A 23,858-nucleotide genomic window follows, 5' to 3' on the forward strand; every position below is an offset into this window, starting at 1 on the left:
GGCAGCACCCGAATAGGTGCACTTTTGGCGCAATTTCATCGTACGGCGCAAAAGTTAGTCCGAATAGGTGCATAAATGTCGCTATTTTCTACGTTGAGGGATTACAAAAAAGAACCGATCCATGACCATACCGGTCCGGATCGGTTCTTTGCTGCTGCTCTACAGCACCTGCTCCAGGAAGCGCTGCGCGCGTTCGCTTTGCGGGCTTTCGAAGAACTGCGCCGGAGGCGTCTGCTCCACCAGCTTGCCATTGTCCATAAAATAAATCGTATCCGCCGCCTCGCGCGCGAATTTCATCTCATGCGTGACGATCAGCATCGTCATGCCCGAGCTCGCGAGTCCTTGAATGACGGCCAGCACCTCTTTGACCATTTCGGGGTCAAGCGCGGACGTCGGCTCGTCGAACAGCATGATGTCGGGCTCCATCGCCAAGCTGCGGGCGATGGCCACGCGCTGCTTCTGGCCGCCGGAGAGGCGGGACGGGTAGCTGTCCGCTTTGTCCGCGAGACCGACGCGGTCCAGCAGCGCCAGCGCTTTCTCCCGAGCGGCATCCGCAGAGAGGCCCTTCACTTTGCGCGGAGCGAAGGTGATATTGTCCATCACCGTCATATGCGGGAACAGGTGAAAATGCTGGAACACCATGCCGATGCGCTGGCGAACGGCCGCGATATTCGTATGGCGGCTGGTCAGCTCGACATCGTCAATCGTAATGATGCCGGAGGTCGGCTTCTCGAGCAAATTGAGACAGCGCAGGAAGGTAGACTTCCCGGAGCCGGACGGTCCGATCAGGGCGACGACTTCTCCTTGGCGTACGGTCGTGGTGATTCCTTTCAATACCTGGTTTTTGCCGTAGGTTTTCGTTAATTCGGTTACGTTAATCACTGCGGCGCAGCCTCCTTTCCAGCAGACGGGCGAACGATGTCAGGATAAGCACAAGCACGTAGTAGATCAGACCCGCGAACAGCAGCGCTTCGAGCGCGCGGAATTCGGTAGCCTGCACGACGTTGGCCCGCCGCATAATATCCATAACGCCGATGACCGATACGAGCGACGATTCCTTCAGCAGCGCGACGCATTCGTTCACGAGCGCTGGCAATATGGTGCGAACCGCCTGCGGAAGAATAATGCGGAACATCATCGTCCAATAAGGGATGCCAAGCGCTTCAGCGGCTTCGCGCTGCCCTTTGTCGACGGCCATAATGCCGCCGCGGATCGTCTCCGACAGGTAAGCTGCGGAGTTTAGGCCGAAGGCGAGGCCGGCGGCCATCAGCGGCGAAATGTCGTAATCGAATACTTGCGGTGTCGCGTAGTAAATGAGGAACAGCTGCAGCAAAAGCGGCGTTCCGCGGAATACCGACGTATAGGCGGTCGCGAACCATTCGAGCGGCTTGATGCCGGATATTTTGAATAAAGATAGGATCGTTCCGAGAATAAAGCCGAATGCCGCGGATACAAGCGTAAACAGCAGCGTGACGTATATGCCCTTCAAAATATAAGGAACATACCCTTTCAAAATGCCAAAGTTCAGGTTCAGGAACGGTTTATCCTTCGTTGTCTCTTCCGTCGCGAACCATTTCTCCGTAATCTCCTCGATCTGTCCGCTCGCTTTCATCTTCTCCAGCACTTCATTGAATGGAGCGACAAGCTCGGAGCCTTTCGGGAAGGCGATCGCGTATCCGTCCTCCGAGCTGCCTGCCGGCAGATAGCTGACCTTCAGGTCCGGATTGGAAGCGACCATCTCGACCGCAACGGCATCTTCGACGATGACCGCATTGACGCGTCCCGTCTTCAGCTCTTGAATCAGGTCGGGGATGCGGTTCAGCTTTTTCAGCTCCAAACCTTCAAGCGTCTCCGCGAATTCATCCTGGGTTGAGCCGAGCTGCGTGCCTACAATTTTTCCGGCTAGCTCCTCGATGGTGTTGATCGGCTCGCTTTCCCTAGACACGATGGTGTTACGGGCTACATAATAGGTAGACGAAAAATCGACGTTCTGTTTGCGCTCTTCCGTTACCGACATTGCGGACATGACGAAATCGACGCGGTTCGTCTGAAGAGCGGCGATCAAGCCGTTGAAATCCATCGGCGCGATCTCCAGCTTATAGCCGAGCTCGGCGGCAATGGATTTTGCAATGTCAATGTCCATGCCGACAATTTCGCCGTTGTTTTTGGCGTCGACATTTTCATAAGGCGGATAGTCGGGTGAAGTGCCCATTACGATGGTTCCTTTATCGGCGGCTGTTTCCTCCGAAGCATCTTCCGAAGCGAACCACTTCTTCGTAATTTCTTCAAGCTGTCCGTTCGCCTTCATCTCCTCCAGCGCTTCATTGAAGGAAGCGAGGAGCTCGGAGTCTTTCGGAAAGGCGATCGCGTATCCGTCCTCTGAGCTGCCCGCAGGCAGGTAGCTGACTTTCAGGTCCGGATTGGAAGCGACCATCTCGACCGCAACGGCATCTTCCACGATAGCCGCATTAATTCGTCCCGTCTTTAGCTCTTGAATGAGGTCCGGGATTCGGTTCAGCTTTTTCAGCTCCACGCCTTCGAGCGTCTCCGCGAATTCATCTTGGGTAGAGCCTAGCTGCGTGCCGACAATTTTGCCCGAAAGTTCTTCGATATTGTCAATGGGTTCACTTTCCCTAGACACGATGGTATTGCGGGCTACATAATAGGTAGACGAGAAGTCAACGTTCTGTTTGCGTTCTTCCGTTACCGACATCGCGGACATGACGAAATCGACGCGCTTCGTCTGAAGAGCTGCGATTAAGCCGTTGAAATCCATCGGCGCGAATTCCAGCTTGTAGCCAAGCTTCGCGGCAATGGCTTTGGCGATGTCGATATCCATACCGACGATTTCGCCGTTACTTTTGGCGTCTACATTCTCGTAGGGCGGATAATCGGGCGAAGTGCCCATCACGATGGTCCCTTTCTCGCCGGTATTCGGAGAGGAATCGGCTGCTGAAGCGGAAGCCTGCTGAGGAGCCGTATCCTTAGAGCCTCCGAACGGCAACCCGGGAAGCGTGACGACCGCGACAACTGCGATTAGCAGGGTATAAAACATTTTAAGAAAAATTGTCTTTCGCATGGCGTCCTCTCTTGTTGTCGTTAATTATTGTTACTATATCCAGTTTACGCCCGTATTACTAAGTCATGAAAGGGGGGATGGAATTTGTTCGAGCTGGAGCTGCACGAATGGCTGCCTTATCTGCTGTCGATCGGCTGGATCTGCGCGGCGGCAGGGATCTATACGATGAACCTGCATGGGAGCGGCGAGCTGGACCGGTTCAGACCGCAAGAAACCGGGCTTCTGCCTGTTAATGAAAGATCAAGCGTCGAAATCGCGCTGACGATACGAAAACGTCTCGTCCGGTTCGTGAAGCGGAAGGAAGCCCCGGATGAGGATAACGAATCCGATTGTGCTGCCTCGTTGGAGAAGAGCAAACCAAACCAACGAGGAGGCTTACTATGCCAACGCAAATTCATCATCCTTCCCGCAAGAAGAACGGGATTAGACCTTTACTCATTGCCATTGCCGCTCTAAGCTTGCTGATACTTCCCGGCTGCGGCTCAGCTTCGGGCACGATATCCGAGGATACGCCCGGCTTTTTTAATCACTATGTCATTTATCCTTTATCCGAGCTGATCAGCTGGTTCGCCGGCATATTGAACGACAACTACGGCTTTGCCGTCATAGCGATTACGATTCTGATCCGGCTCATTTTGTTCCCGCTCATGCTGAGACAGCATAAATCGCAGAAGAGCATGAGAGAGAAGATGGCGGTTATGCAGCCGGAGCTGAAGGCTCTGGAGGAAAAATATAAAGATAAAAAGGACTCGGACAGCTTAGCGGAAAAACAGCAGGAAATGCTGGCGCTTTACCAGAAGCACAGCTTCAACCCGCTTGCGATCGGCTGTCTGCCGATGTTAATCCAGCTTCCGATCTTGTCGGGGCTGTATTACGCGATTCGGATGACACCGGAGATGTCCACACATGCGTTTCTGTGGTTCAAGCTGGGCGAGCCGGATGTCGTGCTGCCAATAGTTGCTGCCTTCGTCTATTTCATTCAGTTCAAAGTGTCGCAGCGGGGCGTCGATTCCGCGCAAATGAAGCAGATGGCGTTTCTCGGCTATCTTTCCCCTATCATGATGGGCTTGTTCGCCTTGTGGGCACCCGCAGCGATATCGCTGTACTGGGTGACAGGCGGCTTGTTTATGATAGCACAGACTTACCTGCTCTCCAAGATGTATCCGAGAGTTCCGATGCCGGCCGTAGCTGCAGCGTCGGAAGCAGCGCAAACGGAAAAGGCAGAAGCTGTAAAGCCGAAATCCAAAGCAAAACGGAAGTCCTAATCTATAAGGCTGAGGAGCAGATGGATGAAGAGGAAAAAGCTTACGGTTTTGCCGCTGCCGGGTTTTGAACCGGAGATTGGAAGGTGGATATGGGGGTTGGAAGATGTTAGGCGAACCCTCTTGGAAAAATTAACAGGGCTGAGCCGGCAGCAGCTTGATGCCAAACAGACCGGCCATGCGCATTCCGTCGGAACGCTGCTTTATCATATCGCTTTGATTGAAGCGGACTGGCTTTACGAAGAAGTCCTAAGGGGAGAGTGGGATCCGAAGATCCGCGCTTTATTTCCGCAAGAGGACCGCAATCCGGACGATACGTTAATTTCTATTGTTGGCGAGGACTTGCATGAACATTTGCATCGGTTGCATGCGGTGCGCGAGGAATTGCTGTTTCATTTTCGCGCCATGGATGTAGAGGACTGGCGGACCCCAAGAAAGCTAGCTCCTTATGACGTAACGCCGGAGTGGGTCATTTATCATCTCATCGAGCACGAATCTCATCACAGGGGGCAGATTTTTCAACTGCTTTCTATTTTGAAGGAACAGAACGCCGTTTAAACAACCATTTGAAGTGCCTAAGCCAAAAGAAGAGCAGAGGCCAGCCCCGTATCGATTACGGCGCGGTCTCTGCTTTTTTCATGCCATTTACGTTATTTGTTTGTGCTGTGCTGCTTGTTCGGCAGCGGTGCGCTTGGGACGCCATTCCCGGACATCCGTCTGTTATGCTCCTGCTTTTTTTGGGTTTCTTTGACCTTCTCGACAAACTCATGCGTGTCCATTTGCTCACCCCCTACGTCAAACTTTCCCCTGTAAGCGCCAATTCCATGCGCATGTTCTATCGTTCAGACGTCCCGCATATTATGTACGAGGAGTTAGCCGCGGTGCCGGCAGTCGTTTGCCTTATATCGGTGAACATGGTACAATGATGGAAATTTAATAACAAATTCCCTGTTATCTCGTGGTAACAGAGCCGCATAGACGAAAACTGCCCGCTAACGAGTAGCGTTAGAGGCAGTTTTCCGTTTTGTCATGGCTTTTGTTCCCATGGACAACCGGGAGCTCATAAGAGCACATATCTGCGAGGCGGAGGCAGGCCGTGTATTCCGGCATAGTCCTGCGCTGATAGAAGGAGGATGGCCATGTACAATCGTAAAAAACCGCCAGAAGAAATCCCGCTTGAGAACACGAAGATATGGACATGCGAAACCGAGGGCTGCAACAGCTGGATGAGGGACAACTTCTCATTCGAGCAAGTGCCGACCTGCATTATGTGCAATTCGCCGATGGTGAGCGGGGAGAAAATGCTCCCGATGCTCGTCAACACAACGGCGGAGCTGAAGGGCTGATCAGTAAGAGTAACGAGCGGCAGTAAGCTGTAATCACACGAATTGCTGTACACCAAATAGGAAGTCAAACAGCCCCGCAGACCAAGCGATACCGCTTAGTCATGCGGGGCTGTCTTTTGTAATCGTTTCTGGCGACCGTTAAGCAGCCGAGTTCGGCATAATAAGCCGGTCTCACCGACTTGATGGCCGTCAAGCAGCTTATTTCGGCGCACTAGGTCGCTCACACCGACTTAACGGCCGTCAAGCGCCGAAAAGAATGAGGCCAGAAGCGCCGTCTCACTCGCCGTAATGAGCCTTGCGGTAATCGTTCGGCGTGCAGCCGGTCCATTTTTTGAAAACTTTGCTGAAATACTTCTCGTCCTGGAAGCCGACCTGCTCCGCGATCTGCGAAATTTTCAGCCCCCGGTTGCCGAGCAGCTCCTTCGCCCGGTTCATGCGGATGCCCGCAATATAATCGGAAATGTTCTCCTTCATCTCTTGCTTGAATTTCCGCGAAATATATTCCCTGCTCAAATAAAAATGGTTCGCCACATCCTGAAGCGTAATATCCTCGCTGGCCCGCTGCTCCAGAAATTTCGCGATCTCGCGGATGACGCCGCGCTCCTTGTCTCTGCTCGCGATGCGTCCCGCGACTGCCTTCGTCTCCTCGACTACGGCAGATTTCCAGGCCTCGAAATCGAATCGGCCCTCCGGCGTCACCGGGATGCGGAAGGTCTGTCTTAATCGCGGCTCATCGGAAGGATGGGGCTCGGATTCCTCCTGGCCGCCGGCTTGCGCTTCCCGATACTCCCACAGCGTCTTCGACAGCTCGAAATGGCTTTGCCAGAGCGTTAGCTGCTCGAAGGAAATGAATCCGCTTCTCTCGATATGCGCAAACCATGAATGAAGCGCTCGCTCGATATGGTCCCTGCTGCCGCCCTGCACGGCAAACCGGATCTGCTCCTCGAATTCATGGAAGGAGAGGAGAGTGTTAGCCGGTTTGGCCGGAGCCTCGTCGAGTGCAACATAATCTGCCGCTGGAGCGAGCACATTGCGCCGCAGAAGAGCCTGCTTGGCCTCCTCGTAAGCAAGCGAGGCGGAAGCGGGAAAGGGGGCGGAAGCGCTTAAGCCAAATACAAAGCGCGTCTTCAGCGTGGCCGCGATCGCCGCATTGATGGCCGCAAGCGTATCCGGAGCTTGCTCGCCCTCCTCCCAGAACACAATAACAAGCTCCTGCTCCTTGCCCCAATAGCGGAACGCGTAGCCGGCGCCGCGCTCGGCTAATATTTCATTGCAAATATTCGTAAGCGCAAAAAACATCAAGTCCGGGCCCGAAGCCGCGAACTTATCGCGGATCACGGGCGATGACAGCTCGAGGCTGACAACGGCGACACGGGCATTCCGCACAGGCGATGGAAGCTTAAGCTCGCGCCTGATCGCATCGGACATGACGGCATGAACCCCCGGCTCGTTCAATACGGAGCAGAAGAACTGCTCCACGTACATCGGCTTCAATCGGTTCAATTCCATCGCAAGAGTACGGCTCCGGTTCTTCTCCTGCTCCTCCAGCCGCAATTCCTCCGTCGCTTTGCTAATAGCGGCGTTCAGCTGGGCCGGCTCAATCGGCTTCAAAATATAATCGATCGACCCATACGTTATCGCATTCCGTACGAGCTTGAAATCGTCATGGCCGCTGATCACGATGAGCTTGCTTGCCGGCGCATGCTGGGCCGCCCATTCCATAACCCCGGCGCCGTCCACATTCGGCATCATCATGTCGGTGAAGATCAGCTCTGGGCGATGAGCCTTGATCAGCTCGATTCCTTCTTCGCCGTCCTTGGCCTCGTGAATCGATGTGACGCCGAACCGCGTCCAGTCTACGAGCAGCCGAACCGCGTCGCGCACATGCTTCTCGTCATCAATGATCAAGGCTTTCATCGGGGATGGCCTCCTCTTTCGGTTCTATAGGGATAATAACACTCACTCTAAACCCGCCTTCCTCCGTGCGGGCAAGCTGCATCGAAGCGTCCGGGCTGTGCTGCAGGCGGACTCTGGCGAGCACGTTGCGAAGGCCGATGCCGCGGCCTTCCTCCGACGCGGCTTCATCGCCGATGGACGTTAATGGCTGATCGAGCAGCTGCTGCAGCTCCTCCAGCCGATCTTCGGTGATGCCGGTGCCGTTGTCGCTGACTCCGAGCACGAGTCTTGCCGGTTCCTCCTCCACCTGGCTGAACACGATTAATCGCGTAGGCGCTCCCGACGGGTTGAAGCCATGCTTGAAGAAATTTTCAAGCAGGGGCTGTAGAAGCATTTTGGGAACGAGAATCGACTTGCTTTCTTCTTCAATTCTCCACTCCACATCAAGCGCCGTATCGAAGCGCTGCTTCTGAAGGTCCAGATAGGCGCTGGCGTAATCCAGCTCCCGGCTCAGCTCCACGCACCCGTCCGATGTATTCATCTGGTAGCGCATCATGCGTCCTAAGGACGCGATAAGAGAATACGCCTTGAAATCGCCGTTTTGCAAAGAAACCGTCCCAATCGATTGCAGCGCGTTGTACAGGAAATGCGGGTTAATCTGCGCCTGCAGCGCTTTGAGCTCGTTCGTCTTGCTAACGATTTCGAGCCGGTATTCGGTCATAATGAGATGATTGATCCTCGCCATCATGGAGCGGAAGCGCTTCGCGAGAAGGCCGATCTCATCGTTGCTTTCCACGTCGATCGACACGTTCAAATTGCCGGTTTCGATCTTGTTCACATAGCCGATCAGCCTTAGCAGCGGCTTGGTAATACGGATTGAAATAATGAGCGTCGCGATTACGACAACCGCCAGAAAAGCGGCCCCGACAACCATGTTCAGACGCGCGATCCGGTCGGCGGAGGTGTACAGATGCTTATAGGGCGTCTGCTTGATCAAATACCAATCCATGAAGCTGGTCTTGACCCTCTCGTAAAACACAATGCCGTCAAATCCGTCCTCCTGCCAATCCATATAACCGCTGTCCGAGCCGGAGGTGAGCACAGCCTGCATCAGCTCATCGCCCGGCGCTCCGCTGCTTGAGCCGTCCGATTGCTCGGATAGAATGAGGCCGCTCGACGTATCCGCAATATAGAAGCTTTCATGCTCCGCGTCGTACAGCTGACGGTTCAGCTCCTTCAGCACGTTCAGCCTGACATCGATGGACAGCTCGGCAAGCTGCTCGTCGCTAGGCGCCTTGAAGATCGGGCGGTGCAAGGTGAACACGATTTCTTCAGGCGCGCCGGTATTCAGCTCCAGCCCGTAATTATGGCTCGGATGCGAAGGCTCGATGTAAGCCTTTGGCGCAGTCAGCTCGATCGCCTCGGCATGCTGTCCGACCTTCAGGTCGTCCTTCCAAAGCAGGTAAGTCGCGTTTTGCTTGACGACATAGAGGCGGACCTTATGAAACTCGCTGACGCTTTGATAGATGTTATATAAATGATCCTTGAGCAAATTGCGGTTGCGGATGACGTCGGTCAAATCGTTGGGGAACACCTCGTCCTCCATCCCATGCTCCAAAATATAGTAAAGCGAGCGCGGCGTATTCATCGAGTTATAGACGGCGAGAGATTTCTGATTAATATTATTCATATAGTTCGCGACATTGGTCTTCCCTAAGGAAAGCAGCCGGGTATTGCTGGCGATGGCGTCCTCCGTCAACGACCTTGTTGTCGCTTGGTAGGTAATGATCATCGAGAACAAAATCGGAAGGATCGTAGCTGCAAGGAGAAGCAGCGTGAGCTTCTGACGGATGGTATGAAAGGGCTTTCTTAATTTCATGCGGGTACCCCCATGCGACATATAAGAGCCTGTTCAAAAAGTCCGCTTTTGATCACGAAGCGTATCGTGAAGCTTGCTCGACATCGAATATCTCATATACCCACGTAAGTGAAGAGAAGCTCCGAAGAACATCCGATTACTTTCGCGGGGCCCGATATTGGCCGGAACTAAGCGGATGCTGACGACGTCGTTTACTTCGAAAACGTTGACCGCTCCTCATGTCCTAGCTTCATCGGCTATTCTCGGTGCTGAAAACTGGACTTTTTGAACTCGCACTATAGTGCGAAGGATGTCGTTCTTGGATCAACAGTAACCGATAACCCGCATAGAGGTCAATATATTCCACCTAGCTGTTCATCATCCTCTGTCGCTGCGCTTCTCGGCTCGCTTTATACTGAGAACACAGAGACGAAAGGGGAGAGATCGGATGGCCAAAATATCGCATAGCCCAAGGCCCGTCAAATGGAGCGAATGGATGCAGCAGACCATTTTTGTAGGACCGGGGCTGCTTGCTTTTATACTCATCGTGCTGACGCCGTTCGCTATGGGTTTTTATTATACGTTTACGGAATGGGATGGGCTTGACCTGGACGGCGCCAAGTGGACGGGAATGGCCAACATTACCCGCATTATGACGGACGACCCCAGATTCTGGCAGGCCTTCTGGTTTACGGCCAAATTCACGCTGGCTGCTGTTGTCATAACCAATTTGATCGCCTTCCTTCTGGCGCTTCTGCTGACGCAGAACTTGAAAAGCCGAGGCGTGCTCCGCACCGTATTTTTTCTGCCGAATGTGATCGGAGGACTGCTTCTCGGTTATATCTGGTACTTTATTTTCACCCGCGGCTTCAGCGCCATCGGCGAAGCGACGGGACTTGGCTTCTTCAATTTGCAGTGGCTGGGCACGCCGAATACCGCGTTTTGGGGCGTGGTAATCGTATTTGTCTGGCAGACGGCGGGTTATATGATGATCATCTATATCGCAGCGATCATCGGGGTGCCGAAGGATCTGCTGGAGGCGGCCCGCATAGACGGGGCGGGAAGATGGCAGCTGCTTAGATCGGTGCTCGTGCCGCTTATTATGCCGGCGATCACCATCTGCTTGTTCCTGACGACCTCGAACGCGTTCAAAATGTTCGACCTGAACCTGTCGTTGACAGGCGGCGGTCCGGGAAACTCGTCGGAGTCGATCGCGCTTAACATTTACCGCGAAGCGCTTGTTAACAACCGCTATGGGCTTGGCACGGCCAAAGCGATGATCTTCTTCTTCGGCGTCGCGCTGATCACGATCACACAGGTGTGGTTCACGAAGAAGCGGGAGGTGGAGGCGTAATATGATGGCTGCAAAACCGAGATATACGCCGGCCAGCTTCGCTCTCGAGCTGCTCGGCATTGCGGCGGCGCTGATCTTCCTTGTGCCGTTCTACTTCTTGCTCGTTAATTCTTTCAAAAAGCTGAAGGATATTTTGCTGAACGCGGCCTCGCTGCCCGAAGCGTTTGGGTTCGATAATTTCCATCGGGCGTGGGTCGCAATCGATTTCCCGAAAGTATTCCTCAATTCCTTCCTGATCACTTCAGTCAGCGTGCTGCTGCTGGTGATCATCAGTTCCATGATGGCTTACCGGCTGGTGCGAAGGCCGACCGTCTTCAACAAGCTGCTGCTGACCGCGCTGGTTGCGGCGATGATCATTCCGTTCCAGTCGGTCATGCTGCCGCTTATGCGCATCACGTCGATGTTCGAGCTGCGGGGCGAATTTTACGGCATTGTGATCTGCTACCTGGGCTTCGGCATTTCGCTTTCCATGTTCCTATACCACGGCTTCATCAAGTCGGTGCCGGTGGAGATTGAGGAAGCGGCGGTTGTGGATGGCAGCTCGCCGTACGGCGTGTTCTGGCGGATCGTGTTCCCGCTGCTGAAGCCGATCGGCGTTACCGTCGCGATTCTGAACGTGCTGTGGATTTGGAACGATTATTTGCTTCCGGTGCTTGTTATTAATGACGCGATGACGACGATTCCGCTTGCGGTGCAGAAGTTTTTCGGCCAATATTTACGGAAGTGGGACCTTGCGATGGCGGCGCTTACGCTGAGCACGATCCCGATCATTATTTTCTTCCTTCTGCTGCAGAAGCACATTATCGAAGGCATTACGGCCGGCTCCGTAAAAGGGTAAAAAACTGACTTTCATTCGCAGAGTCGTCAACATTTTACACCTATTCGTTCAATATCGTCGGTGTTATGCCAACTCGTTGCACAACTATAATGGCGATGTAAACGCTGCAGCCCGCAGCGATAGCGAGAATAAACCTGGGAGGTCTAACGCTATGAAAAAAATGATGATGCTGCTTGCATCGGCTGTTATGCTTGTCGGATTGGCAAGCGGATGCGGCAACAGCAACAACGGAAACAATGGCAACACAGGGGGAAGCAGCGCGGATCCGACCGCAAGCGCGGAGACGACAGAGGCGCCGAAGAAGGATGTTACGATTAAAGTGTTCCAATTCAAGGTCGAGATCGCGGAAGCGCTCGAGAAAATGGCTGAAGAATATGAGAAAGAAACCGGCGTAAAGGTTGAAATCGAGACGCACGGCGGCGGCGAGGACTACAGCGCGCTGCTCAAAGCGGAGCTGGCGGCAGGCGAAGAGCCGGAAATCTTCAACTCCAGCGGCTGGGCGGGCTTCGATCCTTATGTGGACCGCGCGACGGATCTGTCGGGCGAGCCATGGGCGAAGGATTTGGTCGAAGCGTCCAAAGCGCAAATTACGCGCGACGGCAAGCTGCTCGGCATGCCGATGAACCTCGAAGCTTACGGCTTTACGTATAACAAGGATCTGTTCGCCCAGGCGGGCATCACCGAATTGCCGAAGACGCTGGATGAGCTGTCGGCAGCGGCCGAGAAGCTGAAGGCGGCAGGCATTACGCCATTCGCGCTTACGTCCGAGTGGTGGTCGATGGGGATCCACACGCTGAACATCGCGCTGGCGAACCAGCCGGATCCTGCGGCGTTTATCGAGGACGTGAAAGCGGGCAAAGCGACGCTGAAGGATGATCCGATTATGAAGGAATGGATCAAGCTCGTGGACATCATGTTCGCGAACGGCCAAGACAACGCTTTGACGACAGACTACAATACGCAAGTGGCGGAATTCGCCGCCGGCAAATACGCTATCATCCAACACGGCAACTGGATTCAAGGCATGGTCGATGAAGTCGATCCGGAGCTGAACCTGGGCATGATGCCTGTGCCGCTTCTGGACGCTCCGAACGTGTTCACGGGCGTTCCGAACAACTGGATCGTGAACAATAAGTCCGAGCATGCGGAAGAAGCAAAAGCGTTCCTGAACTGGATGGTAACTTCCGAGACAGGCAAACGTTACATCGCGACAGACTTCAAATTCGTGCCGGCGCTGACTTCGATCGAAGCGGATCCTGCGGCAGTAGGCGATATCGCGGCCGATTTCGCGACATTCTCCGCCGCCAACCCTGGCCAAGTGAAAAGCTGGAACTGGGACCGCTTCCCGGACGGCATCACGCAGCAATGGGGCTCGGCGATGCAGGAGTACCTCGGCAAGCAGATCACGGGCGACCAGCTGCTTGAAAAGCTCGACGCCGCTGTTCGGGATATTGTAGGGAACTAATATAATGGGCTAGAAGACCGCCGGCAAGCTAAGGCTTGCTTGGCGGTTTTTATTTTTGGTCCGCAGGCAGGCGTTAATATTTGACTTATACGAACATTTGTTCTATAATCTGGTTGACATCACGGTGCCGCTGGTAGGGATGAGACCATAGTCGTTCGAAAAGGGGAAGTTGGCATTGAGCAAAAAGGTAGATTATAAAAAAGATTTCAAACCACTCTATGTGCCGAAAACATCGCCGGAGATTGTGCAAGTGCCGAGGATGCCGTTTTTTATGGTCAGCGGTTCCGGGGATCCTAACGGAGAGGAATTCGCCTTGGCAACAGAAGCTTTATACAGTATGAGCTACGCCGTGCGTATGTCTTACAAGAGCGAAAACGTGCCTGCTGGATATTATGAATATACGGTTTTTCCGCTTGAGGGCGAATGGGACTTGGTTGACCGGTCGATACCTGCGACGAACAAAAGCAATTTCAAATACACCATTATGATCCGCCAGCCCGATTTTATGACGGAGGAGCTTTTTCAACGTTTTTTGGAGCAGGTGAAAAAGAAAAAATCAAATCCGTTCCTTGAGACGATTCGCTTTGATTATGCCGAGGATGGTCTAAGCTGCCAAATGATGCATCTTGGAAGCTTTGACGACGAGCCGGATAGCTTTGCCCGCATGGAAGCGTTTTGTACAGAAGAGGGATATATTCGCACAAGTAAACTCCACCGGGAAATTTATTTGTCGGATCCCCGCAAGACCGAGCCGTCAAAGCTGGAAACGGTGCTGCGATTCCCTGTGCATAAAGCCGGTATTAGGGAGTAGAACCAACTGTTCCTTTTGAAAAAGGATACGAACGGAGATTCATTTACCGCCTGTTACTGGGCGGTTTTTTATTTAGAAGTCGCTGCCACATCAGCATGGATTTCAACGTTCTTACTTTTGAGTCTTAGCGATCGGAGCTCAAAGGAGGATTCAAATGGACCAATTGATTCAATATTGGCGGATTTATAACGGTTATTTGCCGTTTTTAATAACTACTGTTGTTTGCCTAAGCATCGCGTTCTTAATCCTGTTCGTGTACAGATTGAAAAATGGAAATCCAATAGGGGCAAGGAACAAGTCTCTTTTAGAGTTTGGTATTTGTTTTTTTCTATTCCTAATTGGATTTATAACATTATGTCCGACCCATTTGCATGAAAGATATATATTTGACTCCACATTAAAAACAGGACTGCTTTTTCGAGGTGATATTGAGAGTATGATAAATGCAGCACTCTTTTTCCCGCTGGCCTTTTTCTTAATGTTGAGATTTAAGGCGAGGTCTTTCTTCCTATTCGTTGTCGCGACGCTGTGCCTGTCTGCGATGATTGAGACGCTTCAGTACTACCTCCCGCTTGGAAGGGTATCCGCTGTCAATGATGTTATCCTTAATGGTTTTGGAGCTGTTATTGGATGGGCTGCCGGGGCGATAATTGCACGTAGAATAGGACAACGTCGCCTAGTGGAAGCGCGATCGCGGTAATAAGGCGTTTATAGCCTATGTTCTGCGGATTCCCTGAACTTGTTGGATGTTGTTGCAATTGTCTTTTCAACTCGCTATAATGGACATTACATATCCATAATTGACGAATCGGGAAAGGAGAGAGCGGCCATTCAGTTTTCCAAAAGCACCGATTATGCCCTGCATGCCTTAATTCATTTGGCGCATTCGGATCGTAAACACAACATCGGGATTAAGGAATTATCTGCGGCACTCGGCGTTTCGGACAGCTATCTATCCAAAATCATGTCCAAGCTGAGACAAGATGGTATCGTACGGGCTGTCCCGGGAGTAAACGGCGGTTATGAGCTTGCGCGCTCGGCGGAGCAGATTACTTTTCTTGATGTGATCCAGGTGATCGAGGGAAGGCAGCAGTTATTCGAATGCTCGAATCTGAGCTCGCGGCAGCATCGTATATTGGCGGAAGAAACGGCGTCTGAGGGGAATCAGAGCGAATCCGGCCATAATGAATGTCTCGTGAAAAAGGTAATGGACGGCGCGGAAGAGCACCTGTATCAATACTTGAGGGAGCATACGATTCAGACTGTATTAGACGCGGCCTCCAAACGAGGCCAATGTGAAGCAAACAAGAAGTGATAAGCTTCTTGTCGTTTAATTATGGACATTGGAGATCCATGGAGGTGCTTGTAAATGGGAAATGTTGATGTAGCGGTAATTGGCGGCGGCCCGGCAGGGCTAAATGCAGCACTTATGCTGGTGCGCGCAAGAAAAAAAGTTGCGGTAATCGATGATAGCCGTCCACGGAATCGGGTAACGCGCGAGGCGCATGGGTTTCTGACTCGCGATGGCATTAGTCCAAGCGAATTTCGGCGGATCGCGAAGGAAGAAATCAGCGCCTATCCGACCGTTTCCTTTATAGAGGACACGGCGGTGTCGATTACGGGAACGGACGGCAATTTCCGGATAGAGACGGCGCGAGGACAAATTGTTCACAGTGCAAAAATATTATTCGCCGTCGGCATGAAGGATCAGCCTCTCTCCATCAACGGCCTGGCCGAGGTGTACGGGAAAAGCGCTTTTGTCTGCCCCTACTGCGATGGGTGGGAATTGCGGGATAAGCCCCTCGTGATCATCAATAGCGGGGGCGAGGCGATGCATTTCGCAAAGCTGATCTCCGGATGGACGGACCGGTTTACCTTTTGCACGAACGGGCCGGATGGGTTGACGGAGGAGGAGCGGGAAGAGCTCAAGAGGCACGGAGTTCCGGTATTCGAGTCGCCCATTCAATTCATCGATTCGGCGGACGGGATGGTGCGGCAAGTGGTCCTTGAAGATGGAACGGTCATACCATGCGAGGGAATCTTCTTCAAGCCGGAGCTCGTTACGGGCTCGGATCTGCCAAAGGCGATAGGCTGTGAGGTCTCCGATTCAGGTATGGTTGTCGTAGATGAGTTCGGGAAAACGAACGTTCCCGGCGTCTATAGCGCGGGTGACTCCGCATCAAGGCGTTACCAGGCGATCTCCGCGGCCGCACTCGGGGCATTCACCGCTGCGGCGATGAATAATGAGCTGAATATGGAAGCGTGGGGACGAAGGGAAGAGTCTCTGTAAAGCATAAGAAACCAAAAGTAGGGCCAGGCTGCAAGAGCTTCCTTGCGACCTGGCTTCTACCTTTTTAAAATAACTTCAATGGCCTCTACATCATAAGGGTTAGCTTTGAACGGAGCGACCCACATTTCAATGTCCGGGTAGTCTTCTGAAAATACTGGTTTTACCGCGGCCATCAAGGTCGAAATGGGAATGGTCGTTTTGGAGGAATCGTTGTCTTGTTCATAAATTTTCGTTCGTTTCGTAAGGACGACATGGCCTTCTTTTCCGGGGTGCTGGCTGTATTGCTCTAAAAATTTTTCAAAACCCGGTTCCTGCGGACGGAACTTGAGCAGCATGAGCGTGTATAGAATCCCGTCTTTTTCGGCGTACTCGTTCCCATGCTGGTTAATAAGGCTTATCATCTCCCCGCTGTAATGGTAGTAGGTCTCCGGAACAAATTCCTTCTCTTTGGAACAGGCGGACATAAGGATCAAGATCAATAAAAAGATTACGAATGTATTTCTCAAAGCGGCTCTCCTCCCAACCTTGAGCTGGCAACTCTTTTTTTCTAAATGTACCATATAATTGGAATTTTGAGTTAAAAGATTTCGCCTTCTCGAGAGGAGTAAGCTGTTTCGTTTTTGGGTAATCTATGCCAACATCGACCATATCTTTTCGATGAAGGAGCGATCCTGCTATGGATGAGCAAGAGCAGCGCGTGAAGCTGCCGGATGCCGTGCGGCATGAAGGCTTGGTGACGGAGAGGGATATCGATCCGGAATTCGGGCTGTTTACGGAGGAAGAGAAGACCGGAACGGCGCAGCCGCAGAAGGCGGAAAAGTCGAATGCCTCCAATAAGATGGAGCGGGATGGGATTGGAGATTAGATTAAGCGGCAAATCAAACGGAGCAAAAAAATACGGCATGCAGAGCGGACTTCTGTCCCTCGGCATGCCGTTTCTATTGGTTTAGCCTCTAGCAATCAGCTGCTCGCGTTTCGGTCCAACAGAGACATAAGAGATTTTTACACGAATAAGCGATTCGATCAATAACACATATTGCTGCGCCGCTTCGGGGAGCTCATCGAAGGAACGCGCCTCCGATATATCGCTTTTCCAGCCTGGAAGGCGCTTCAGAATAGGCTTCGCATGATCCAGCTTCGCGCTGACCGGGAACTCATCCGTAACTTCGCCTTCTTCCAGTTCGTACCCTGTGCAAACCGGAATTTCATCCAAATAACCGAGCACATCCAGATTGGTGAGTGCGGCCTCCGTCGCGCCTTGCACTCGGCAGCCGTAGCGGGTCGCGACCGCGTCGAACCAGCCGACCCGGCGGGGACGGCCGGTTGTCGCGCCGAATTCGCCGGCATCGCCGCCGCGGCGGCGAAGCTCCTCTGCTTCCGCGCCATGCAGCTCGGATATGAAGGGGCCGGCGCCGACGCAGCTGGAGTAAGCTTTGGTGACGGCCATAACGTTTGAAACCGCATATGGCGGCAATCCGGCGCCTACCGGCGCAAAGCCTGCTAGCGTGGACGAGGATGTGGAGAACGGGTAGATGCCATGGTCCGGATCCCGCAGCGCGCCGAGCTGCCCCTCCAGCAGGATCGTTTCTCCCTTGGTATAAGCCTCATGAAGCATGGCCGACGTGTCGCATACGAAAGGGCGCAGCTTCTCCGCTTGCTCCAATAGCGCGGGAATCAAGTCATCGGGACGAAGAGCCTCCCGGCCGTAAAGATGCTCGAGCAGCACATTTTTAGCTTCAAGCGACTGGGTAAGTCTTTCCCGCAGTCTCGCTTCATCGAATAGATCCGCCACTTGAACGCCGAGCTTGGCATATTTGTCGGAGTAGAAGGGAGCAATCCCCTGTTTCGTCGAGCCGAAGCTTCTTGCGCCAAGCCGTTCCTCCTCGAGCTCATCAAACATCCGGTGCAGCGGCAGCACCACCTGAGCTCGGTCCGATACGCGAACTTTCGGATCCGGCACGCCTCTTGCAAGCAGCTGCTCGCGTTCGCTTAAGAAAGCGTCGACGTCAAGAGCCGTTCCCGGCCCAATCACATTGATTACATTTTCGTAAAATACGCCCGACGGCAGCATGTGCAATGCAAATTTCCCGTAATCGTTAATGATCGTATGCCCCGCATTGCTGCCTCCTTGATAACGGACGACGTAAGCGGACTTTGCCGCCAATACGTCTGTCATTTTACCCTTTCCTTCGTCTCCCCAATTCGCCCCGACTATGGCCGTAACCGTCATGTGGCATGCCTCCCGCACTTGTTTTCCTTTGCAGGTCTCATTATAATTCGCGGTAAGGGTATTAGTGAAATTGATATTAATAATAGGATATATAAACAGGGGTAATGATTAATGGATCATAATACGGAATGGTATCGCGTGTTTTATTGGACAGCCAAGCTAGGCAGCCTGACGAAGGCGGCGGACAAGCTTCATATTACGCAGCCGGCTGTCAGCCATACGCTGAAGCAGCTGGAGGCAAGCTTAGGCGGACCGTTGTTTTTTCGCTCGGCTCGAGGTGTGACGATGACGACGGAGGGCGAGGAGCTTTACCGCTACGTGGAGGAGGCTTTCCGTCTGCTGGAGCTTGGGGAGAAGAAGCTGGCCGAAATGCAGAATCTTGCGTACGGAGAAATCAATATTGGCGCAAGCGACACGCTCTGTAAGCATTTTTTGCTGCCTCAGCTCGAGCGGTTTCATCGGCAGTACCCGGATATTCGGGTGCGCGTCACCAATCGAACGACGCCGGAGACGATCGCGCTGCTGAAGGATGGTCAGATCGATTTCGGCATTGTGAACCTGCCTGCCGAGGATCCTAAAGCGGAATTTCGCGCAAGCGTGCCGCTGCAGGAATGTCTGATCGGCAATCCGGCATACGCGGAGCTCGCTAGGCGGCCGTTTCCTCTGGAGAACTTGAAGCAGTATCCGCTGCTGCTATTGGAGCCGGGCGGCAGCACCCGCCGTTTTCTGGATGCTTACGCAGCGGCGAACGGCGTTCAGCTAAAGCCCGAGTTCGAGCTCGGGAGCCTGGACCTGCTCGTTCAATTCGCGCAAAGCGGCTTCGGTCTGACGTTTGTGACAAGGAATTTTATAGAGGAAGAGCTTGCAAGCGGCAAGCTTGTGGAAATTCCGTTAGCTCCTCCAATTCCGGAACGTCACGTCGGCATCGCTACGCTGAAAGGGGTTCCCTTATCTGCGGCGGCGAAACGGTTTTTGGAGTTTTTGCCCATTAATGAAAAATAATCAGGAAAAACTGCAACTATAAACCTGTGCAAGTTGTTATGAGTAGAAGAGAGGTTCCCGCAAGAGGAGGAGGAGGAGGATTATGGGGAAAAGGAAAATTTTCGTTTTAGCCATAGTTGGTATCGCTCTGATCGCCGGAATTGCTGCTGCTGCCCATGCTTCAACCGCAAAACGTACGTTAGCCGAGAAAGAAGCGATTATTGAAAAAGCATTTCATGAAATGAAATCGAAGAAAGACCGAGTCAGCGGCTATGTTGCGGAAGGGCCGGATATCAAGATTACGCAAGAACGATTTTTATTTTATAAGGCTAATCTGGAACTGCAAAACGAGCTGCACCCCGCAACGAGCAGTCTAATGACGGATGGTGAAATGTTAGACGTGCTAATAAAAAAGGAGCTAGCAGTGCTTGACGCGATAAAACGCGGTATTGCCGTAACCGAATCGGAGATTGAGGAGGCTATCCGGTACCAGAGAGATACGTTAGAACATGCCACTGGTGAGGACGGTGAGTTCGTTCAAGATCTAATGAAGAATAGAATACGAATGACGGGTATGTCAGAAGATCAATTTTGGACCAGTGAGCTCATCAAAGACGAGTACCGGAAATCGATCTACCTGGGAAAGATATTTACAGCATTAAAGTCAGAAGGACAGATTCACGATATGAAGGGGTTTGCCAAATATGAGGACGATCTGCTGCAATCCCAAAGAGAAACATTAGTCATTAACCTTAGCAATTAACCGCTTTCCGTGTTTCATTTGCTTCCGGTAACCAAGAAACAGGGCGTCGCCAAAAGGCGATGCCCTGTTTCTTTACGTATGACCGCCGACGTTGCGCTTGCGGTATTCGCCCGGCGTAATGCCGGAGTAACGTTTGAACATGCGGATGAAGGAATTGACGTTGTGATAGCCGACCTGGCCCGCGACATCTTGAATGCGCAGCTCCAAATTCAGGAGCAGTTCCTTGGCGCGGTTAATGCGGAGATCGTTCAAATAGTCGCTGAAATTCGTGCCGGTTTTTTCTTTGAAATAGCTGGACAAGTAGCCAGGCGTAATATTCAGCTTATCGGCTACAAGATCCAGATTGATGTCCTCGTTCAAATGGCTGTTCAAATAATCGGTCACGAAGCTTGTAATCGGGTCCTTCGTCTCCGTCCTCTCGCGAATGGCGGCGAGCGCAGGGCGGATGAGCTCGCGGAACCACTGTCTGTATTGCTCGGCGGAATAGAGAGCTTCCAGCGAATTCATGTCTGGCCGGCTGGCGGCATCCGCCTGTTCCCAGGCGTTGAGCTTTGCCAGCGCCTTCTCCGTCTGCTCCGCCACGCCTCGGGCGTACGCCTGAAAATCCAGCGCGGCTGCGTCTTTTTTGACAAGCTGGTCGAGATGCCGGTCGACCCATTCGAACACCGCTTCCTCGCTTCCGGATTGGAGGCGCGCAAGCAGCTCCTCCCGCTGGCCGACCTTTAGGCCGAGAGAGGTTGTGCTAGAACTAAGGGAGCGAGGCTCGATAATAATTTGCGTCTCGCCTGTCAGCCGCTTCGCCTTCAGCAGCTGCCGCAGCCGTTCGTAAGCCACGGTGAAGTGGGTGTCCTCCGAATAAACGGGGCTTAGCGCAATGGTGAGACACATATAGTCTTCCGCCTGCAGCAGCTCCTTCAGCAGATTCAGCACGCGCAGGACGTCGCTTTGGGAGCCGGGATTGAACAGAATGGTCATAAGCTGGTTATGCTCGATCTGCAGCGTAACCGGCTCCTCGCCTTCCGGAGTGGCGAACAAGCCGTGTACGAGCTTTCGCAGCAGCTGAATCTCTTGGTCGTATTCCGAATCTTTATTTTTGAATCCGATTTCGTAAAGCACCGCAGCGTAAGGGCCGTGCTGCTGCACGGCATCTTCAAGCTCCTTCAAATTCAGATTCATCGGGATGTTTTTGACCTTATTCGTATAGGCGTACTGGCGCACTAGGTTATTTTTGCGGTCCAAATCCATACGGATACGCTCATTCGTATGCATCATGCTGCTCATCCGATCGCTTATTATGGCAAATTCCTTAATATTGCTGGCCGGCAGAGGCTGCGTCTGCTTCAATTCCAGCATATCGATAATGCGCTTCAGCGGATGATTCAGCCTTAAGCTGAACCAAACCGAGCTCAGTACGCTGATAAGGATCGCCGCGGCGAGCAGGGTCACGAGCAGCATGTTCAGCTTCAGCATTTCGGAGCTAATATTTGTGATCGGTGCCACGCGCACATACGTGAATCCGGTGTCAGACCCGCGTTCATAGAAATAGTAGTTGCCGCCGCTTCGTTCGAACTGCTTGCCCTCTCCAATGGCCGCGGGAGTCCGGATGTCGACGGTATCGTGCGTAGCGAACAACAGCCGGCCTTCTTGATCCAGCATGTAGAAGGGCTCTCCCGTGTTGGCGTAAGCCGAATATAGCTTTCGCGGATTTACCATGATGATGCAGAGCACGTCATCGTGGGGAGCGGCTTTGATTACGATGGGCATCTGCATGCCGAGCGAGCGGATGCTGTTCATCGACTTCTCGGTAAATGAGGCCGCGGGCAAGATGCGCATAAAGAAATTATCGTCAGTTAAGGTGTCCCAGAAGCCGGGAGGGTAAGCCTCGCTGGCGTAATAGCTGGAGAACATGTCCTTGGTGCTGCTGGTTCCTTCCTTTTCGAGCACGAAGCCGGCTTTTTTGAAGTATAAGATGAAATTATCGAAGTGCAGAAAAGGGTTGTTATACAGCTCCGACAGCTCTTCCTTCACCTCGTTCATTTTATCGTAGCGGCGGTTTTGCGACACCTCGCTCAGAATGCCGATATTGGCGATCCACCTGTCGGATTGGGTCAGGGACAAAATCATGCTTTGCGTCAACCGGAAATGATTTTCGTAGCTTTCCACTGTCTGCTCGATGCCAAGCTCGTTCGATCTGACGATCTCATCGTACAGCTTGTTCCGCAGGTAGAGAAACGAAAACACGTTAAAGGCCGCAAGAAGCAGGATGACGATGAGAAAGCTAACGATCAATTTGACGAGCAGCGTATTGGATCTAAGGCTTAGCTTGAACTTGGTTGATTGCGTCATCAGTTGAACCCCCTCCGGTATAGGCGGGCATATGCAGATGTTCGAAAATATCCGCATATGCCCGCCTTCTCGCTATGCTCGCATGCTTTGCCGCAAGGCGCGCAGGCGCCCAAGAAGAACGGCGTCAGCCGAGATTCTATTTGTAATTTTTATATTAACGGGATTGGCGCCATCCGAACAATATGCACTTTTCATCATTTATACACATCTCTGCCGATATCCGATAAAAAGTCGATTCGGATGTTTATGTGAGGATTTATTTCATGATTATTATGGCTTTATACTTCAATCACGAGGATTTGGCCAATCTGTCAGAAAACCTAACGCAAAAACTAACATAAGGGGGATGTGTATGGCTCAGACCAGCGCAGCGCCAAATTTGATCGACGACGTCGAGATCGCCGTTCCCGAGCAGCGCAGACCTGGCAGAATGAGGCGGATGTGGCGTCACAACAAATATTTATGGCTGCTGTTCCTGCCTTGTCTCATTTATTATCTGGTATTCCGCTATGCGCCGATGTTCGGACTCGTCATTACGTTTAAAGATTACAACCTGTTTAAGGGCGTCTGGGCAAGCGAGTGGGTCGGCTTTAAGTATTATCGCATGTTTTTCGAGAATCCGGATTTCTTTCTGCTAATGAAGAACACGTTTCTCCTCGGCGTTTATAATCTCGCTTTTGGATTCCCGGCGCCGATCATTCTGGCTCTGCTGCTAAACGAAGTGAGAAAAGCGGCCTTCAAGCGGTTCGTTCAGACGGTCAGCTATTTGCCGCATTTCATATCGAATGTCATCGTGGCAAGCATGGTCATTATGTTCCTGTCGCCGACCGGCGGCTTGATTAACGAGCTTATTCAGGCGTTCGGCTTTAAGCCGATCAATTTCATGAATGAGCCCGGCATGTTCCGCTGGATTTATGTCATCTCGGAAATATGGCAGCACATCGGCTGGGAGACGATCATTTATTTGGCGGCGCTGACCGCCGTCGATCCGCAGCTGTACGAGGCGGCCAGCATCGACGGGGCCAGTCGGATGCGGAAGCTGTGGCATGTCACTTTGCCCGGCATCTCGTTCGCCATTGTCATTACGCTCATTCTAAATATCGGCTCGGTGCTCGAAATCGGCTTCGAGAAGGTATTCCTGATGCAAAATCCGGCGATTTACGAGACGGCCGACATTATCAGCACTTATGTGTACCGCGTCGGCATGGAGCAGGGGAATTTCAGCTACGGCGCGGCGATCGACCTGTTCATGGGCATTATCAGCTTAATTTTTATTTATACCGCGAACTTTATTAGCCGCCGCGTCAGCGAGACGAGTCTGTGGTAGAAGGAGGGATGG

The 23,858-nt window shown here is 52.6% G+C and carries 23 protein-coding genes; 15 read left to right on the forward strand and 8 right to left on the reverse strand.

What is annotated here, in order from left to right:
* Positions 1-159: 159 nt before the first annotated feature.
* Positions 160-882 carry an amino acid ABC transporter ATP-binding protein gene (locus tag D3P08_RS17075; protein WP_119600928.1) on the reverse strand — a complete coding sequence of 241 codons (723 nt, stop codon included), beginning with the start codon at positions 880-882 and terminating at the stop codon, positions 160-162.
* Positions 875-3,079, reverse strand: coding sequence for an ABC transporter permease subunit (locus D3P08_RS27720; protein ID WP_240647608.1), 2,205 nt, complete (start codon positions 3,077-3,079; stop codon positions 875-877). The genes D3P08_RS17075 and D3P08_RS27720 overlap by 8 nt, the downstream gene beginning before the upstream one ends.
* Before the next feature lie 84 nt (positions 3,080-3,163).
* On the opposite strand from D3P08_RS27720, the gene D3P08_RS27100 reads away from it, so the two are divergent.
* The 3 genes from D3P08_RS27100 to D3P08_RS17090 are packed head-to-tail and all read left to right on the forward strand — an operon-like array spanning position 3,164 to position 4,899.
* On the forward strand, positions 3,164-3,535 hold the full coding sequence (locus D3P08_RS27100; RefSeq protein ID WP_147381821.1) for a hypothetical protein: 372 nt from the start codon (positions 3,164-3,166) through the stop codon (positions 3,533-3,535).
* On the forward strand, positions 3,460-4,344 hold the full coding sequence (yidC, locus tag D3P08_RS17085) for a membrane protein insertase YidC (RefSeq protein ID WP_119600929.1): 885 nt from the start codon (positions 3,460-3,462) through the stop codon (positions 4,342-4,344). Before D3P08_RS27100 ends, yidC begins: the two co-directional genes overlap by 76 nt.
* A 24-nt stretch (positions 4,345-4,368) precedes the next feature.
* Entirely contained in the window at positions 4,369-4,899 is a 531-nt protein-coding gene (locus D3P08_RS17090) for a DinB family protein (protein WP_119600930.1), read from the forward strand.
* Positions 4,900-4,991: 92 nt separating this feature from the next.
* Here D3P08_RS17090 and D3P08_RS17095 read toward each other — a convergent pair whose 3' ends face one another.
* Positions 4,992-5,120 (reverse strand): DUF4023 domain-containing protein, encoded by a 129-nt coding sequence (locus D3P08_RS17095; RefSeq protein WP_119600931.1) that lies wholly within the window; start codon positions 5,118-5,120, stop codon positions 4,992-4,994.
* 360 nt (positions 5,121-5,480) lie between these two features.
* Between D3P08_RS17095 and D3P08_RS17100 the strand changes: the two genes are divergently transcribed.
* The gene (locus D3P08_RS17100; RefSeq protein ID WP_119600932.1) at positions 5,481-5,687 is read left to right on the forward strand and encodes a cold-shock protein; all 207 of its coding nucleotides are present in this window, start codon (positions 5,481-5,483) and stop codon (positions 5,685-5,687) included.
* A gap of 276 nt (positions 5,688-5,963) precedes the next feature.
* On the opposite strand, the gene D3P08_RS17105 is transcribed toward D3P08_RS17100, so the two are convergent.
* Positions 5,964-7,604 (reverse strand): response regulator, encoded by a 1,641-nt coding sequence (locus tag D3P08_RS17105; protein WP_119600933.1) that lies wholly within the window; start codon positions 7,602-7,604, stop codon positions 5,964-5,966.
* A complete protein-coding gene (locus D3P08_RS17110) occupies positions 7,585-9,462 on the reverse strand; it encodes a cache domain-containing sensor histidine kinase (protein ID WP_162848511.1) in 1,878 nt (625 codons plus the stop codon). The genes D3P08_RS17105 and D3P08_RS17110 overlap by 20 nt, the downstream gene beginning before the upstream one ends.
* A 427-nt stretch (positions 9,463-9,889) precedes the next feature.
* Here D3P08_RS17110 and D3P08_RS17115 point away from each other — a divergent pair, with 427 nt between their 5' ends.
* The 7 genes from D3P08_RS17115 (at position 9,890) to D3P08_RS17145 (ending at position 16,199) form a co-directional block, all read left to right on the forward strand.
* On the forward strand, positions 9,890-10,795 hold the full coding sequence (locus D3P08_RS17115) for a carbohydrate ABC transporter permease (protein WP_119600935.1): 906 nt from the start codon (positions 9,890-9,892) through the stop codon (positions 10,793-10,795).
* Positions 10,796-10,799: 4 nt separating this feature from the next.
* The gene (locus D3P08_RS17120; protein WP_119601039.1) at positions 10,800-11,633 is read left to right on the forward strand and encodes a carbohydrate ABC transporter permease; all 834 of its coding nucleotides are present in this window, start codon (positions 10,800-10,802) and stop codon (positions 11,631-11,633) included.
* A 151-nt stretch (positions 11,634-11,784) separates the two neighbouring features.
* On the forward strand, positions 11,785-13,098 hold the full coding sequence (locus D3P08_RS17125; protein ID WP_119600936.1) for an ABC transporter substrate-binding protein: 1,314 nt from the start codon (positions 11,785-11,787) through the stop codon (positions 13,096-13,098).
* Positions 13,099-13,273: 175 nt separating this feature from the next.
* A complete protein-coding gene (locus D3P08_RS17130) occupies positions 13,274-13,909 on the forward strand; it encodes a GyrI-like domain-containing protein (protein ID WP_119600937.1) in 636 nt (211 codons plus the stop codon).
* A 154-nt stretch (positions 13,910-14,063) separates the two neighbouring features.
* A complete protein-coding gene (locus D3P08_RS17135) occupies positions 14,064-14,609 on the forward strand; it encodes a VanZ family protein (protein WP_119600938.1) in 546 nt (181 codons plus the stop codon).
* Positions 14,610-14,738: 129 nt separating this feature from the next.
* Positions 14,739-15,224 (forward strand): RrF2 family transcriptional regulator, encoded by a 486-nt coding sequence (locus D3P08_RS17140; RefSeq protein ID WP_119601040.1) that lies wholly within the window; start codon positions 14,739-14,741, stop codon positions 15,222-15,224.
* A gap of 54 nt (positions 15,225-15,278) precedes the next feature.
* Positions 15,279-16,199, forward strand: a complete 921-nt coding sequence (locus D3P08_RS17145) for an NAD(P)/FAD-dependent oxidoreductase (protein WP_119600939.1) — start codon at positions 15,279-15,281, stop codon at positions 16,197-16,199.
* Between the two features lie 56 nt (positions 16,200-16,255).
* Here D3P08_RS17145 and D3P08_RS17150 read toward each other — a convergent pair whose 3' ends face one another.
* Positions 16,256-16,705: a hypothetical protein gene (locus D3P08_RS17150; RefSeq protein WP_119600940.1), complete on the reverse strand. Its 450-nt coding sequence runs from the start codon at positions 16,703-16,705 to the stop codon at positions 16,256-16,258.
* A gap of 170 nt (positions 16,706-16,875) precedes the next feature.
* On the opposite strand from D3P08_RS17150, the gene D3P08_RS17155 reads away from it, so the two are divergent.
* Positions 16,876-17,064 (forward strand): hypothetical protein, encoded by a 189-nt coding sequence (locus tag D3P08_RS17155; RefSeq protein WP_119600941.1) that lies wholly within the window; start codon positions 16,876-16,878, stop codon positions 17,062-17,064.
* Between the two features lie 81 nt (positions 17,065-17,145).
* Here the strand turns inward: D3P08_RS17155 and D3P08_RS17160 are convergent, their stop codons facing one another.
* Entirely contained in the window at positions 17,146-18,429 is a 1,284-nt protein-coding gene (locus D3P08_RS17160) for an adenylosuccinate synthase (RefSeq protein ID WP_119600942.1), read from the reverse strand.
* Positions 18,430-18,540: 111 nt separating this feature from the next.
* Here D3P08_RS17160 and D3P08_RS17165 point away from each other — a divergent pair, with 111 nt between their 5' ends.
* Positions 18,541-19,431 carry a LysR family transcriptional regulator gene (locus D3P08_RS17165; protein WP_119600943.1) on the forward strand — a complete coding sequence of 297 codons (891 nt, stop codon included), beginning with the start codon at positions 18,541-18,543 and terminating at the stop codon, positions 19,429-19,431.
* A gap of 82 nt (positions 19,432-19,513) precedes the next feature.
* Positions 19,514-20,173, forward strand: a complete 660-nt coding sequence (locus D3P08_RS17170) for a SurA N-terminal domain-containing protein (RefSeq protein ID WP_119600944.1) — start codon at positions 19,514-19,516, stop codon at positions 20,171-20,173.
* Between the two features lie 72 nt (positions 20,174-20,245).
* On the opposite strand, the gene D3P08_RS17175 is transcribed toward D3P08_RS17170, so the two are convergent.
* The gene (locus D3P08_RS17175; protein ID WP_162848512.1) at positions 20,246-22,519 is read right to left on the reverse strand and encodes an AraC family transcriptional regulator; all 2,274 of its coding nucleotides are present in this window, start codon (positions 22,517-22,519) and stop codon (positions 20,246-20,248) included.
* Positions 22,520-22,949: 430 nt separating this feature from the next.
* Here D3P08_RS17175 and D3P08_RS17185 point away from each other — a divergent pair, with 430 nt between their 5' ends.
* Positions 22,950-23,846: an ABC transporter permease gene (locus D3P08_RS17185; RefSeq protein ID WP_119601041.1), complete on the forward strand. Its 897-nt coding sequence runs from the start codon at positions 22,950-22,952 to the stop codon at positions 23,844-23,846.
* Positions 23,847-23,858 lie beyond the last annotated feature (12 nt).

This window comes from Paenibacillus nanensis (assembly GCF_003583765.1).
Taxonomy (GTDB): domain Bacteria; phylum Bacillota; class Bacilli; order Paenibacillales; family Paenibacillaceae; genus Pristimantibacillus; species Pristimantibacillus nanensis.

Bases quoted from the DNA above. Each gene is read 5' to 3' on its own strand.
- D3P08_RS27720 (WP_240647608.1), bottom strand. From the start codon at position 3,079: ATGCGAAAGACAATTTTTCTTAAAATGTTTTATACCCTGCTAATCGCA.
- yidC (WP_119600929.1), top strand. From the start codon at position 3,460: ATGCCAACGCAAATTCATCATCCTTCCCGCAAGAAGAACGGGATTAGA.
- D3P08_RS17090 (WP_119600930.1), top strand. From the start codon at position 4,369: ATGAAGAGGAAAAAGCTTACGGTTTTGCCGCTGCCGGGTTTTGAACCG.
- D3P08_RS17095 (WP_119600931.1), bottom strand. From the start codon at position 5,120: ATGGACACGCATGAGTTTGTCGAGAAGGTCAAAGAAACCCAAAAAAAG.
- D3P08_RS17100 (WP_119600932.1), top strand. From the start codon at position 5,481: ATGTACAATCGTAAAAAACCGCCAGAAGAAATCCCGCTTGAGAACACG.
- D3P08_RS17105 (WP_119600933.1), bottom strand. From the start codon at position 7,604: ATGAAAGCCTTGATCATTGATGACGAGAAGCATGTGCGCGACGCGGTT.
- D3P08_RS17110 (WP_162848511.1), bottom strand. From the start codon at position 9,462: ATGAAATTAAGAAAGCCCTTTCATACCATCCGTCAGAAGCTCACGCTG.
- D3P08_RS17115 (WP_119600935.1), top strand. From the start codon at position 9,890: ATGGCCAAAATATCGCATAGCCCAAGGCCCGTCAAATGGAGCGAATGG.
- D3P08_RS17120 (WP_119601039.1), top strand. From the start codon at position 10,800: ATGGCTGCAAAACCGAGATATACGCCGGCCAGCTTCGCTCTCGAGCTG.
- D3P08_RS17125 (WP_119600936.1), top strand. From the start codon at position 11,785: ATGAAAAAAATGATGATGCTGCTTGCATCGGCTGTTATGCTTGTCGGA.
- D3P08_RS17135 (WP_119600938.1), top strand. From the start codon at position 14,064: ATGGACCAATTGATTCAATATTGGCGGATTTATAACGGTTATTTGCCG.
- D3P08_RS17145 (WP_119600939.1), top strand. From the start codon at position 15,279: ATGGGAAATGTTGATGTAGCGGTAATTGGCGGCGGCCCGGCAGGGCTA.
- D3P08_RS17155 (WP_119600941.1), top strand. From the start codon at position 16,876: ATGGATGAGCAAGAGCAGCGCGTGAAGCTGCCGGATGCCGTGCGGCAT.
- D3P08_RS17160 (WP_119600942.1), bottom strand. From the start codon at position 18,429: ATGACGGTTACGGCCATAGTCGGGGCGAATTGGGGAGACGAAGGAAAG.
- D3P08_RS17165 (WP_119600943.1), top strand. From the start codon at position 18,541: ATGGATCATAATACGGAATGGTATCGCGTGTTTTATTGGACAGCCAAG.
- D3P08_RS17170 (WP_119600944.1), top strand. From the start codon at position 19,514: ATGGGGAAAAGGAAAATTTTCGTTTTAGCCATAGTTGGTATCGCTCTG.
- D3P08_RS17175 (WP_162848512.1), bottom strand. From the start codon at position 22,519: ATGACGCAATCAACCAAGTTCAAGCTAAGCCTTAGATCCAATACGCTG.
- D3P08_RS17185 (WP_119601041.1), top strand. From the start codon at position 22,950: ATGAGGCGGATGTGGCGTCACAACAAATATTTATGGCTGCTGTTCCTG.